Below are 12,254 nucleotides of genomic sequence, written 5' to 3'. Positions count from 1 at the left end.
GCCCGGTAGGGTCGGTCGCAAGACGACTGCCGTGAACGGTTCAACGTCCGGTGACGCAGGAAAACAAAAACAAAAAAGGGGCGCAGCCCAAGCTGCGCCCCTCCATCACACATTTACCGCGAGACTTACCAGAAGAACTGCAGGCGCGCTTCCAGGATGTTCGGGTCGTCATTGACGAACGAACGGGTGGCCGAGCTGTACTTCTTGCTGTCCACCATCACGTAGTTCAGCGCGAACTTGGTGTTGGAGCGCCAGTAGTAGTTCACGCCGACGGTCCAGATATCCATCTTGCCGCCCAGCACGCCGTCCACGATCGGCGGACGACCGGCGACCGGGTTGGCCAGCAGGTTGCCGTCATCCAGGTTCATCGAGTCGTAGCGTGCGCCCAGCTGCCACATGCCACTGGCCGGCGCGTCCGGCAGGCCGGTGGTCGGCACGCCGCTCTTGTAGCCCCAGCTCTCGCCGGTGATGTTCCACAGGCCGCTGACGTAGTAGCCGTCGCTCTTGTAGTTGTCGTGCGCGTAACGCTTGGCCTTGCTGCTGTAATACTCACCCTGGGCCTTGAACGGGCCGGTGATGTACATCGCTTCGGCGCCGATCGTGCTGAGGCGGTCGGTATCGGTCAGGTTGCCGCTGTCGACCAGACGCGCGGTGGCGAGGTCGGCATTCGGACGGGCGCGCACGCGCAGGGTGTCGGCGTCGGTGTCGTAGTCGACGTAGCTCAGGCCGAAGTGCAGGACCTGGCCCTTCTCGTTGATCGGCGCCCAGGTACCACGCGCGCCGTAGCCGCTGCCGTGGGCCAGGTTGCGGGTCAGCTCGCGGCCGAAGGCGCTGGCGGTGACCGACCAGTTGTTGTCGCCGTAGCTGTAGGCGCCACCGAGGCGGCGGGCCACGGCGTAGGTGTTGGTGACCGCCGCCTTGGAGATGAAGTCGTTGTTCTTGGTGCTGGACAGCTCTTCCAGGCTGTTGGGCTGCTTGAACTGGCCCAGCTGCACGAAGTGGTTGGCGTCGCCGGCCAGCTTGTACTTGACGTTGGTGTCCAGGAACTTGTCGGCCTTGGCGTCGTAGCCGACCACCCATTCCACGTTGCCCGGGCCCTTGCCCTTGAGCACCAGCTCGGCGCGGCGCAGCTCGAACTCGCTGTTCTTGCCGTTGCCGGCGTCGCCGCCGTTGAGGTCGGTCACATCGTTGTCGAACCAGTTGCCGTCGGCCTGGACCAGGCCTTCGAACGTGATCTCCGAGCCGCCGATCACGTCGATGGCCACTTCAGCGTGAGCGGCCGGCACGAACAGCGCAGCAGCCACGGCCGCAGTGAGGAGTTGGCGATGCAGTTTCATGGAAAGGAGCCTTGCAGGCAGGTGGGAAGATGCTGCGCAGGCTAATAAGTGAAGATTGCGTAAATATGACAGTTTCGGACAAAGCGGCCCCGGCCCCCACGCAGGCCATTGCTGGGGTTGCCAAAAATGCCTGAAACAGATGACTGCCCGGTTGCGCCCAGATGGCAGTCGCCGCCGGGGCTCAGGCGGCGGTTTTCTGCCTGAAACGGCACAGGTCGCGGATCACGCATTGCGGGCAGTCCGGCTTGCGCGCCTTGCACACGTAGCGCCCGTGAAGGATCAGCCAGTGGTGCGCGTCCAGCAGGAACTCGGCCGGGATCACCTTGACCAGCAGGTCCTCGACCGCGCGCACGTCCTTGCCCGGCGCCAGGCCGGTGCGGTTGGCGACCCGGAAGATGTGGGTGTCCACTGCCATCACCGGTTCGCCGAAGGCGGTGTTGAGCACTACGTTGGCGGTCTTGCGGCCGACCCCGGGCAGGGCCTCCAGCGCGGCGCGGTCGCGCGGCACTTCGCCGCCGTGCTGCTCGATCAGCAGCCTGCACGCGGCGATCACGTTCTTCGCCTTCGCGTTGAACAGCCCGATGGTGGCGATGTATTTCTTCAGTCCGTCTTCGCCCAATGCCAGGATCGCCTGCGGCGTATTGGCAACCGGAAACAGCTTGCGCGTGGCCTTGTTGACCCCGACATCGGTAGCCTGTGCGGACAACGCGACGGCCACCAGCAGTTCGAACGGCGAGCTGTATTCCAGTTCCGTCTTCGGATGTGGATTGAGCTCGCGCAGCCGGGTGAACATCTCGACGACGTCGGCCTTGGGCATGCGCGTACTGCGCGGGGCGGCTTTTGCAGCAATGGGCATCAGGGCAGCTTTCCGGCGGCCTTGGCCTTGGCGCGCGCAAGAATCGCGGCGGCGGCAGGCGGCAAGGCCGGTTTCTGTTCGGGGGTAGGGGCGGGCGGCGCGCGCCGTGCGTCACGTTCGGCCGCACGGCGGGCGAGCCGTTGCGCGCGCTGGCGGTAGCGCGTGCGCGCATCCCAGGCGCGCTGCACCTGTTGCTGGGCCTGCAGCAGGCGCGCGGGCAGTTCCGGGTGGTCCGGCAGCAGGTGCGTGTCGACCGGCGACGGCGCGTAGTCCATCAGGCCGGCGGCCAGCGCGGCATCCAGGTCGTCATCCAGCACCAGCATCAGCAGCCGGGCGGGCAGGGGCGTTTCGGTGTGCGACATGGCTCAGCGGTTCTGGAACACCGGCGGGCGCCGCGCCAGGAACGCCGATGTGCCTTCGCGCATGTCCTCGGTGGCGAACATCAGGCCGAACTGCACGCTCTCGTATTCCAGCCCTTCGCCGAGCGCGCATTCGCCGCCGACATGCACCGCGTCCAGAATGCCGCGCAGTGCGAGTGGGGCGGAGCGCGCCAACTGCGCGGCGAGTTCGCCCACGCGTGCGTCCAGCTGTTCGGCGGCCACCACCTCGTTGACGATCCCCAGTTGCAGGGCGCGCTGCGCGCTGATCGGCGTGCCCAGCAGGCACAGCTCCAGGGTGGCGGCGCGACCGCAGAGGCGCAGCAGCCGCTGGCTGCCGCCGAAGCCCGGCATCAGCCCCAGGTTGATCTCGGGTTGGCCCACTTTCGCGGTGTCGGCGGCCACCCGCAGATGGCAGGCCATGGCCAGTTCCAGGCCCCCGCCAAGGGCAAATCCATTGATCCGCGCGATCACCGGTTTGCGCAGTCGTTCGATGCGGCGCATCAATCGCTGGCCGAGCAGGGAGAAATCGCGTCCCTGAACCGGGGTCAGGCCGTTCATTTCGGCAATGTCGGCACCGGCCACGAAGGCCTTCGGGCCCGCCCCGGTGAGCACCACCACGCGCACCTGCTGATCCAGGTCCGCCGCCTCGAATGCGGCGTCCAGGGCCTGCAGCGTGGCCTGGTTGAGGGCATTGAGCTTGTCCGGGCGGTTGACGCTGATCCAGCGGACGGCGCCGTCGTCGATAATGGCAAGGGGGGCGTCGGCCACGGCGTGCTCCTCGGAAACGTTAAAAAAAAGTGATATTGAACCTTTGAAACAAAGACAGGTCATAGCCTGCGTCGTTAGTGGCGGTTCAACGTTGCGGCGGCTATCCTAACCCGTCGCCTCAGGGCGGCCCAATGCGTCCTGAGTTACCACCCCTGGAGAAACGTTTGATGAAGTTGCGTTCTATCGCGGTCGCTGTCGCGGCCCTGGCCCTGACGGGCAATGCCTTCGCCCAGGACACTTCGTCCGAAAAGGGCAAGCTGAGCTATTACTTCGGTTACGACTACGGCAACAACCTGGCGGAGCTTACCGGTCGCGGCGAGCAGCTGGACATCAACTCGGTGGTGAAGGGCCTGCAGGATGCCTACGCCAAGAAGCAGCCGGCGATCACCGCCGACCAGTTGAAGCCGGCCGTCGAAGCCTTCCAGAAGCGTGAGCAGGCTCGTGCCCAGGCCGCCAAGGCCGAGTACGAAAAGGCTGCCGCCGAAAACAAGACCAAGAGCACCGCCTTCCTGACCGCCAACAAGGCCAAGGCCGGCGTGCAGGCACTGCCGAGCGGCGTGCAGTACCGCATCGTCGAAGCAGGCAAGGGTGCCAAGCCGACCCAGGCCAGCACCGTGCAGCTTGAAGTGGCCGGTCCGTTCCCGTTCGGCACCCGTCCGACCGAAGCACGCCCGGCGCAGCAGATTCCGGCCATCAAGGTCAGCGAAGTCGAGATGAAGGCCATGCGCGAAGTCCTGCTGCAGATGCCGGCTGGCTCGAAGTGGGAAGTCACCCTGCCGCCGGAACAGGCGTACGGTGCCGACCCGCGCACCCCGTTCCCGCCGAACGTGGCCGTGCAGTTTGAAATCAAGCTGGTCAGCGTCAAATAAGAAACGCCTGAAACACCAAACGCGCCGATGGAAACGTCGGCGCGTTTTTTTGTACCCGCGTTTCGCGCTACTGTTGCCCGGTGCATTCCATGGAAGACTCAATGCATGCGATACCCACGCCCTGCATCGGCATCTGCGCGCTCGATCGTGCGGGGGTGTGTACGGGTTGCCTGCGCACCATTGACGAAATCGCGGGCTGGGGTGCCATGAGCCGCCAGCAGCAACGCGACGTCATGCAGCACACCTTGCCCCTGCGCGAACAACTGCGGCAATCGCTGCGTGGCACGCTGGCCGACCACGAGCGGCTGCTGCGCGCGCTGCATCCACTGGATGCCCCACCCGCAGGCGATGGCTGGAACCGCAGCGAGCTGATCGACCTGCTGCCGCCTGGCCCGCCGGTGGAGGCCGCGGTGCTGGCCGGCATCGTGCCGCGGCCCGGTGGCGCGCAGGTGATCCTGACCCGACGCACCGAAACCCTGCGCCAGCATGGCGGCCAGGTCGGCTTTCCGGGCGGGCGTACCGAAGCCGACGACCGCGATGCGGTCGCCGCCGCGCTGCGCGAAAGCCAGGAGGAAATCGCGCTGCCTCCGGAACGCGCACAGGCCCTGGGTTACCTGGACCCGTTCGTGACCATCACCGGTTACCGGGTGATGCCGGTGGTGGCGGTGATCGATCCCGCGTTCGTGCCCGTGGCGCAGCCCGATGAGGTCGCCGAAGTATTCGAAGTGCCACTGGCGTACCTGATGGACCCGGCCAACCTGCACCAGGTCGAGATCGACCATCGCGGCCGCATCCGCCATGTGCTCGAATACGGCTGGCCCGGCCAGCGCATCTGGGGCGCCACCGCCGCCATTCTCTACAACCTGCGACGCCGCCTGGAGCAGCTCGAATGACTACGTCTCCTTCCCCTGGCTGGACCACGCTTGTCGACGTGGTCACGCTCGCCGCTGCCCTCGAACCGGGCGCGCCGCGCCTGCTCGATGCGCGTGCCACCGCCAGCGCGGCGCCGCGTGTGCTCGACGCGCGCTTTTCGCTGGCCGACCCGCAGGCGGGCGCGCAGGCGTACGCCCAGGGACATCTGCCCGGCGCGCTGCGCGCCGACGTGAACCGCGACCTGGCCGACATGACGGTGGTGGGCCACGGGCGCCACCCGTTGCCCGACAGCGATGCCTTTGCCGCCACGCTGGGGCGTTGGGGCATCGGCCCGGAAACGCAGGTGGTGGTCTACGACGGCGGCGACGGCAGCATGGCGGCCGCGCGTGCGTGGTGGCTGCTGCGGTTGATCGGACACACGCGGGTGGCGGTGCTCGATGGCGGCGTCGCCGCCTGGCAGGCGGCCGGCCTGCCGTTGACCACGGCGGTGCCGGAAGTGGCCCCGGCGCCGGCCTATCCGGGGCGTTTCGACACGACGCAGGTCGCGTCGGTGGAGGAAATCGCCGCGCGCCTGAAGCATGCGCCGGGCTGGCTGCTGGACGCGCGTGCCGGCGAGCGCTTCCGTGGCGAGGTCGAGCCGCTGGATCCGGTGGCCGGACATGTACCCGGGGCGGTCAACCGGCCGTTTGGATTGAACGTGGCCGATGGACGCCTGCGCCCGGCGGCAGACCTGCAGGCGGCGTTGCTGCCGCTGATCGGCACGCAGGATCCGCAGCAGGTGGTGCTGATGTGCGGCTCGGGCGTGACCGCCTGCCATCTGCTGTTGGCCATGGAAGTGGCCGGCCTGCACGGCGCGCGGATCTATGCCGATTCATGGAGCGGGTGGGTGAGCGATTCGAGCCGACCGGTGGCAACGGGCGCGTAATGGATCAAGGCACCAGCGGTTTCAATGGCGTTGCCGCCAGCACCCGCGGCCACGGGAACAGCGGGCCCGGGTCGCGTTTACGCGGGACGCGGCGTTCGGGATCGTCGGTTGCCGGTTCTTCGCGGGTGTCCAGCTGTTCGTGGCCGGCGATGTGTTGCAGCGCCGGCAGGGTGTCGCACAGGTGCTGCAGCAGATCGATCAGTGCGGCGATCTGCGCGTCCGGATACGGTTCGTCCATCGCCTGGTGGCGCGAGTCCAGCCAGTTCGGGTAGCGCCCGGTGTTGACCAGCTCGATGCCGATCGAGCGTGGGTTGTAGCCGCTCACATGGTGGGCCACGCGCTCGACCGGCACGTATTCCACGATGCTGCCGTCGCGGTCGATGTAGTAGTGCCCGCTGTTGCCGCTGCCGCTGTCGTACAGCACGCGCTCGCCGTAGTCGCGCGCCATTGCCAGGTCCGGCAGCTCGGTGCAGTGGATCACCACCAGCTCCACGTCCGCCGGCGCGCGCGGCGTGAGCTGCGCCACATAAGGCAGCGGCTGCAGGTCGATGCGGGGCAGGGCACGGTCGGGCATGCGGCGATGCTAGCATTCCGCCATGAGCGCTTACATCGATTCCCACGCGGTGCCGGCATGAGCCGCGGCCATTGCATCCTGTCCCACGGCTTTGAAAGCGGTCCGGACGCCACCAAGGTGACGGCACTGGCCGAGGTCGCGCAGCGGCTCGGCTGGACCCACGAACGCCCGGACTACACCGACCTGGACGCCCTGCGCGAGGTCAGCAGCGTCGGCGACGTGCGCGCCCGCCTGCAACGGCTGGTGGAACACGCCGCCGCTGCCGCCGCGCGCGGCCCGGTGGTGCTGGCCGGGTCCAGCCTGGGCGCCTACATCTCGGCCATCGCCTCGCTGCAGGTCCCGGTGCGCGGCCTGTTCCTGATGGTTCCGCCGACCCGGATAGGGCCGATGCCCGCGCTGGACGCCGCGCCGGTGCCGACCAGCGTGGTCCACGCCTGGCACGACGAACTGATTCCCGCCGCCGACGTCATCGCCTGGGCGCAGGCCCGTTCGGCGCGGCTGCTGCTGGTCGACGACGGCCACCGCCTCAACAACCACGTGGACGCCTCGGCCCAGGCCTTCGAGGCCCTGCTGAAGAACTTGCCGTAGAGCGGGGCTCTGCCCCGCGGCTTTTCATCTGCCGGGCAGAGACCCGGCGCTACTGCCGGTTACCTGCCGGGCAGAGACCCGGCGCTACCTTCCGGGCAGAGACCCGGCACTACCGTACAATGACACCCCCGGCCCGACGGCTGGGCGCATCCCCGTGCCCGCCCGGCGCTCCCCCTCTTGCTGACCTGCGATACCGATCCCGTGAAATTCTTTGTTTCCTGCGCCAAGGGCCTGGAGTACCTGCTCGCCGATGAACTGCTGGCGCTGGGCCTGGACAAGGCCACCGCCACGATCTCCGGCGTGAACGCCGAAGGCGAGCTGCCGCAGGCGCTGAAGGTGGTGCTCTGGTCGCGCCTGGCCAGCCGGGTGCTGTGGCCGCTGACCGAATTCGACTGCCCCGACGAGGGCTCGCTGTACCAGGGCGTTTCGTCCATGGCCTGGGAGCAGCACATCAGCCCGGAGCTGACCCTGTCGGTGGACGCCCATGTGTCCGGTACCGAGATCACCCACGCGCGATTCGCCGCGCAGCGGGTCAAGGACGGCGTGGTCGACAGCCTGCGTTCGCAGGGCCTGGAACGGCCGTCGGTGAACACCGAGTTCCCCGACGTACGCATCAACCTGTCCCTGCGCAAGGGCCGGGCCACGATTTCCATCGACCTCGGCGGTGGCCCGATGCACCGCCGCGGCTGGCGCATGGCGCAGAACGAGGCGCCGCTCAAGGAAAACCTGGCCGCCGCCGTGCTGATGCGCGCCAACTGGCCGAAGATCCACGCCGAAGGCGGTGGCCTGCTCGACCCGATGTGCGGCAGCGGCACGCTGCTGATCGAAGGCGCGCTGATGGCCGCCGACGTGGCCCCGGGCCTGCAGCGCCACGGCAGCATTCCGCCGAGCCGCTGGCTGGGCTTCGATCGCGACGCCTGGAACACGATGATGGCCGAGGCGCGCACCCGCGAGCAGGCCGGTCGCGCCGCGCTGAAGCAGGTCATCCACGGCAGCGATATCGACCCGCATGCGATCCGCGCCGCGAAGGAAAACGCGGAAACGGCCGGTGTCGCCGAGGCGATCTGGTTCGGTGTGCGCGACGTGGCCGACGTGCAGGTGCCGCCGCAGGATACCGGCTGCGTGGTGTGCAACCCCCCTTATGACGAACGCCTCGCCGCGGACGCGGTGCTGTACCGCCGCCTGGGCGATGCGCTCAAGCGCGCGGTGCCGCAGTGGCGCGCCAGCCTGCTGTGCGGCAGTGCCGAGCTGGCGTTCGCCACCGGCCTGCGCGCGAGCAAGAAGTACCAGCTGTTCAATGGGGCCATCGAGTGCGCGCTGATCGTCTGCGATCCGATCGCGGTGCCGCAGCGCGAGAACACCGGCCAGCCGCGTGAGCTCAGCGAAGGCGCGCAGATGGTGGCCAACCGGCTGCGCAAGAACATCAAGAAGTTCAAGAACTGGCGCACCCGCGAGGCGATCACCTGCTACCGCGTGTACGACGCGGATCTTCCCGAGTACGCCGCCGCGATCGACGTCTACGAAGAGGATGCCGGTGCGCGCCGCACCTTCCTGCATGTGCAGGAATACGCGGCCCCGGCGACCATTCCGGACGTGGACGTGCGCCGCCGGCGCAACGAGCTGCTGTCGGCCGCGCGCGAGGTGTTCCAGGTGCCGGCCGAGCAGGTAGCGCTGAAGTCGCGCGAGCGTGGCAAGGGCGGCAGCAAGTACGGTCGCTTCGAACAGCGCGGCGAGTTCGTGCTGGTGCGCGAGAACGATGCGCTGCTGCGGGTGAATCTGTTCGATTACCTTGACACCGGCCTGTTCCTGGACCACCGCCCGCTGCGCTGGCACATGGCCAAGGAGGCGATCGGCAAGCGCTTCCTCAACCTGTTCTGCTACACCGGCGTGGCCAGCGTGCAGGCGGCGGTGGCCGGCGCGGCCTCGACCACCAGTGTGGACCTGTCCGGTACCTACCTGCAGTGGTGTGCCGACAACCTGGCCTTGAACGGCAAGGGCGGCAGCCAGCACCAGCTGATCCAGGCCGACGCGTTGGCGTGGCTGGAGGCGGAACGGCATCGTTTCGACGTGATCTTCTGCGATCCGCCGACGTTCTCCAATTCGGCGCGCGCCGAGGACTTCGATGTGCAGCGCGAACACGTGCGGCTGCTGCGCGCGGCGGTGGCCCGCTTGAGCCCGGAAGGCGTGTTGTATTTCTCGAACAACTTCCGTCGTTTCAAGCTGGACGAGGAAGCGATCAAGGAGTTCGCCCAGTGCCGCGAGATCTCCGCCGACACCATCGGCGACGATTTCGAGCGCAACCCGCGCATCCATCGCGCGTGGGAACTGCGGCGGTTCACCGCCTGATCAATGTGTGCCGACCAACGGTCGGCACCTACCGGGCAACGCGACCCCGACGGGGGATTCGACTGGGTAGAGGCGACGGGGTAGAGCCGACTGTTAGTCGGCTGCTCCCCGCCGGCACGAAGCCAGCCGACTAACAGTCGGCTCTACCCCGTCGGGATCCATCCAGTCGGTGCCCGTCGGCAGTTACACCACCGCGGCAATCAACCCCAGCACCGGCAGCGCGCACGCCAGCGGCATCAACCAGCGCGGGCGCCACGGGTATAGGCCGAACGCGATCACCAGACCGCTGATCGTCATCGCCCCCAGCCACAGCACCGGGCCAGCGGCCCAGCCGTGATCGGCCACGCAGATGCCGAACGCCAGGCCCAGCAACACCCAGCCCAGCCAGCGCCACAGGCGCGGGCGTGCACGGGCGGCCGCCGCTTTTCCGTAAAGCTCCAGCTGATGCTTCTCCATCGCCAGCGACAACGCGGCGAACGCAGCGAAGCTCAACGTGATCGCCAGCAGCATCATGCGCCGGCCTCCGCAGGTGCACGTGCCGTGGCCGCCGCCACAGCGGCCTGGCGCTTCTTCTTCTCGGCCGCACTCAGCGCCGGCTGCCAGCGCTGCATGCGCAGGCCGCAGTAGGCCAGCATCGCGCCGAAGGCGAGCATCACCAGATCGAACCCGGCCAGCACCCAGTCGCCGTTGCGCAGGGTCACGCCCAGATGCGCATGGGTAGTCAGCGCGTTGAGCAGCGGAATCAACGCAAACATCGCGGCACCCAGGTACAGCTGCCACGCCCACATCAGCCGCTTGGGCCAGACGAAGGCGGCCAGCAGGGCGGCGCCCCACGCATAGAAGAACACGTTGGCTTCGGCATCGGCGCGTTCGGCCAGCTGCACCGGCAGCAGCCTATTGCCCCAGAAGTACGCGGCGAAAGCGATCGGCAGGCCGGCCACGGCGCCAATGTTGAGCGCATCGACCAGGCGCAGCCCGAAGCCGATGCGACCGGACTTGGCGTGCTTGGGGCGCTCCTTGACCGCCCACAGCACCACGCCGCTGGCCACCATCAAACAGCCGACCAGGCCGCACAGGAAGAACAGCGCGCGCAGTCCCCAGTCGGCGAACCGCGCCAGGTGCAGGCCGTACATCACCCCACGGGTCTGGGTGGCGCCGCCGGACAACGGGCTGCCCTCGATCAGCGCGCCGCTCACCGCGTTGTAGCGCAGCGACGGCGTGTCCACCGACAGGCGCTTGCCGTCACGCTGGTAGATGTCGATGACCGCGTTGCCCGCGCCCGGGCGGAACACGGTGAAGCCGCTGACCTCGGCGCCCTTCCATTCGGCGCGCGCGCTGTCGAGCAACTGCTGCACCGGCAGCGACGGCGCGCGACCCTCGGCCGGACCGTCCACGTCGGCCAGGCGCGCGAAGGCCTCGCTGAAGAACGCGTCCGGGTCCTTCGGGTAGGCCACGTTCACGCCCCACGGCAGGTACATGAACATCAAGGTCACGATGCCGGTATAGGTGATCATGGCGTGGTAGGGCAGGGCCATGACCGCGCTGACGTTGTGGAAGTCCAGCCAGGAACGCAGGCCTTTTTCCGGGCGGAAGGTGAAGAAGTCCTTGAAGATCTTCTTGTGGGTGATCACCCCGGTGATGATCGCCACCAGCATGAACATCGCGCAGAAACCGACCAGGTAGCGCGCCCACAGCACCGGGATGTAGTGCAGGTCGAAATGCAGCCGGTAGAAGAAGTCGCCCCCGCGCGTTTCACGCGCCGCCACTTCCTGGCCGCTGGCCGGGTCCACGGTGGCGTCGCCGAAGCGACCACCGCCACGGCGGCGCTTCTCGCCTTCGACCGGCGGCTTGACCATGGATTCCGGATTGCGCCAGAACATGCGCATGGCCGGGTTGCGTGGGTCGGGCAGGGTCACGTTCCAGCTGTCGGCCTGCGGCGCCTTGTGTTCGAGGAACGCGAGCGCGCGCGCGGCGGCAACGTCGGCGGCCACGTGTGTGCGCGGCAGCTCCGGTCGCATCCAGCGGCTGATTTCCTCGCGGTAGTAGCTCGCCGTACCGGCCATGAAGATCAGCAGCAGCAGCCAGCCCACCAGCAACCCGGTCCAGGTGTGCAGCCAGGCCATCGACTGGCGGAATCCATTCTTCATGCGCGTGCTCCCAGCACGATCGTGCCCAACCAGAACAGCGCTGTCGGCAGCGCGATGCCCAGCCAGGCGCGCAGGGCGGTGCGCGTGGCGAAGGCCCACAATGCCGCGCAGGCGCACAGCACGATGGCCACCAGCATCCCGGTCAACACCGCCTGCGCGCGCGCGACGGGCAGGGCGACGGCGAAGAACATCGAACACGTTGCCGCCAGTGCGTAGCCGCCGACGATGGCGGCCAGCGTGCGTGACAGCACGCCCAGCCAGGGACGGGCGAGGTACTGTCCGAAACGGTTCAACCAGCGGGCGTCAGGCGTGCTTTCCACGGGTTCCTGCAATGTCGGGTCCTGCAACGGGCGTCAGCGGCAAGGGCCGGTGACGGGTGATAGGTGGCCGTCCTTGGCCCAGCCACCGCGCGTAACGGTGGTTTCCCTGGAGAACGTCGCGCCCCGGGGTGCGCGCAGCGCGGTGCAGCCCATCGAGGGGCGCGTGCGCGGGAGCGGTTCCGGGGGTGCGGCTGAGCGTGCAGCGGATTCTGTAATGATAGGCATTATCATTTGAGAGGGCAAGCAGGATCGATGGCTTCGCTGCGATACT

13 protein-coding genes are annotated in these 12,254 nt (G+C 67.9%); 5 read left to right on the top strand and 8 right to left on the bottom strand.

Going from position 1 to position 12,254, the window contains the following annotated elements; translation table 11 throughout:
- Positions 1-125: 125 nt before the first annotated feature.
- The 4 genes from ACREPD_RS02905 to ACREPD_RS02890 all read right to left on the bottom strand — a co-directional run bounded on the left by ACREPD_RS02905 (position 126) and on the right by ACREPD_RS02890 (position 3,341).
- Entirely contained in the window at positions 126-1,337 is a 1,212-nt protein-coding gene (locus ACREPD_RS02905; RefSeq protein WP_431597895.1) for an OprO/OprP family phosphate-selective porin, read from the bottom strand.
- Positions 1,338-1,518: 181 nt separating this feature from the next.
- Positions 1,519-2,193, bottom strand: coding sequence for an endonuclease III (gene nth / locus ACREPD_RS02900; protein WP_431597894.1), 675 nt, complete (start codon positions 2,191-2,193; stop codon positions 1,519-1,521).
- Positions 2,193-2,555, bottom strand: coding sequence for a hypothetical protein (locus tag ACREPD_RS02895; protein WP_431597893.1), 363 nt, complete (start codon positions 2,553-2,555; stop codon positions 2,193-2,195). Before ACREPD_RS02895 ends, nth begins: the two co-directional genes overlap by 1 nt.
- 3 nt (positions 2,556-2,558) lie before the next feature.
- Entirely contained in the window at positions 2,559-3,341 is a 783-nt protein-coding gene (locus ACREPD_RS02890) for an enoyl-CoA hydratase/isomerase family protein (protein WP_431597892.1), read from the bottom strand.
- A 167-nt stretch (positions 3,342-3,508) separates the two neighbouring features.
- On the opposite strand from ACREPD_RS02890, the gene ACREPD_RS02885 reads away from it, so the two are divergent.
- From ACREPD_RS02885 to ACREPD_RS02875, 3 genes are all read left to right on the top strand, one after another.
- Positions 3,509-4,210, top strand: a complete 702-nt coding sequence (locus ACREPD_RS02885) for an FKBP-type peptidyl-prolyl cis-trans isomerase N-terminal domain-containing protein (RefSeq protein WP_431597891.1) — start codon at positions 3,509-3,511, stop codon at positions 4,208-4,210.
- An 89-nt stretch (positions 4,211-4,299) separates the two neighbouring features.
- The gene (locus ACREPD_RS02880) at positions 4,300-5,103 is read left to right on the top strand and encodes a CoA pyrophosphatase (protein WP_431597890.1); all 804 of its coding nucleotides are present in this window, start codon (positions 4,300-4,302) and stop codon (positions 5,101-5,103) included.
- Complete coding sequence (locus ACREPD_RS02875) at positions 5,100-6,008, top strand: sulfurtransferase (protein ID WP_431597889.1); 909 nt, start codon at positions 5,100-5,102, stop codon at positions 6,006-6,008. Before ACREPD_RS02880 ends, ACREPD_RS02875 begins: the two co-directional genes overlap by 4 nt.
- Positions 6,009-6,012: 4 nt before the next feature.
- On the opposite strand, the gene ACREPD_RS02870 is transcribed toward ACREPD_RS02875, so the two are convergent.
- Complete coding sequence (locus ACREPD_RS02870; protein WP_431597888.1) at positions 6,013-6,582, bottom strand: N-acetylmuramoyl-L-alanine amidase; 570 nt, start codon at positions 6,580-6,582, stop codon at positions 6,013-6,015.
- 57 nt (positions 6,583-6,639) lie between these two features.
- On the opposite strand from ACREPD_RS02870, the gene ACREPD_RS02865 reads away from it, so the two are divergent.
- Positions 6,640-7,170 (top strand): hypothetical protein, encoded by a 531-nt coding sequence (locus tag ACREPD_RS02865; protein ID WP_431597887.1) that lies wholly within the window; start codon positions 6,640-6,642, stop codon positions 7,168-7,170.
- Between the two features lie 201 nt (positions 7,171-7,371).
- A complete protein-coding gene (gene rlmKL, locus ACREPD_RS02860) occupies positions 7,372-9,516 on the top strand; it encodes a bifunctional 23S rRNA (guanine(2069)-N(7))-methyltransferase RlmK/23S rRNA (guanine(2445)-N(2))-methyltransferase RlmL (RefSeq protein ID WP_431597886.1) in 2,145 nt (714 codons plus the stop codon).
- A gap of 183 nt (positions 9,517-9,699) precedes the next feature.
- Here the strand turns inward: rlmKL and ACREPD_RS02855 are convergent, their stop codons facing one another.
- From ACREPD_RS02855 to ACREPD_RS02845, 3 genes are read right to left on the bottom strand one after another with little or no spacing between them, the layout of a single operon-like run.
- On the bottom strand, positions 9,700-10,029 hold the full coding sequence (locus ACREPD_RS02855) for a DUF3325 domain-containing protein (protein ID WP_431597885.1): 330 nt from the start codon (positions 10,027-10,029) through the stop codon (positions 9,700-9,702).
- A complete protein-coding gene (locus ACREPD_RS02850; RefSeq protein WP_431597884.1) occupies positions 10,026-11,663 on the bottom strand; it encodes a PepSY-associated TM helix domain-containing protein in 1,638 nt (545 codons plus the stop codon). Before ACREPD_RS02850 ends, ACREPD_RS02855 begins: the two co-directional genes overlap by 4 nt.
- Positions 11,660-11,983: a DUF3649 domain-containing protein gene (locus tag ACREPD_RS02845; RefSeq protein WP_431597883.1), complete on the bottom strand. Its 324-nt coding sequence runs from the start codon at positions 11,981-11,983 to the stop codon at positions 11,660-11,662. The genes ACREPD_RS02850 and ACREPD_RS02845 overlap by 4 nt, the downstream gene beginning before the upstream one ends.
- Between the last annotated feature and the right edge of the window lie 271 nt (positions 11,984-12,254).

It is taken from the genome of Stenotrophomonas sp., assembly GCF_050737075.1.
In the GTDB taxonomy this organism is placed as follows: domain Bacteria; phylum Pseudomonadota; class Gammaproteobacteria; order Xanthomonadales; family Xanthomonadaceae; genus Stenotrophomonas.
The sequence above is the reverse complement of the archived record's forward strand: the minus strand, read 5'-3'. Positions and strand labels throughout refer to the sequence as shown.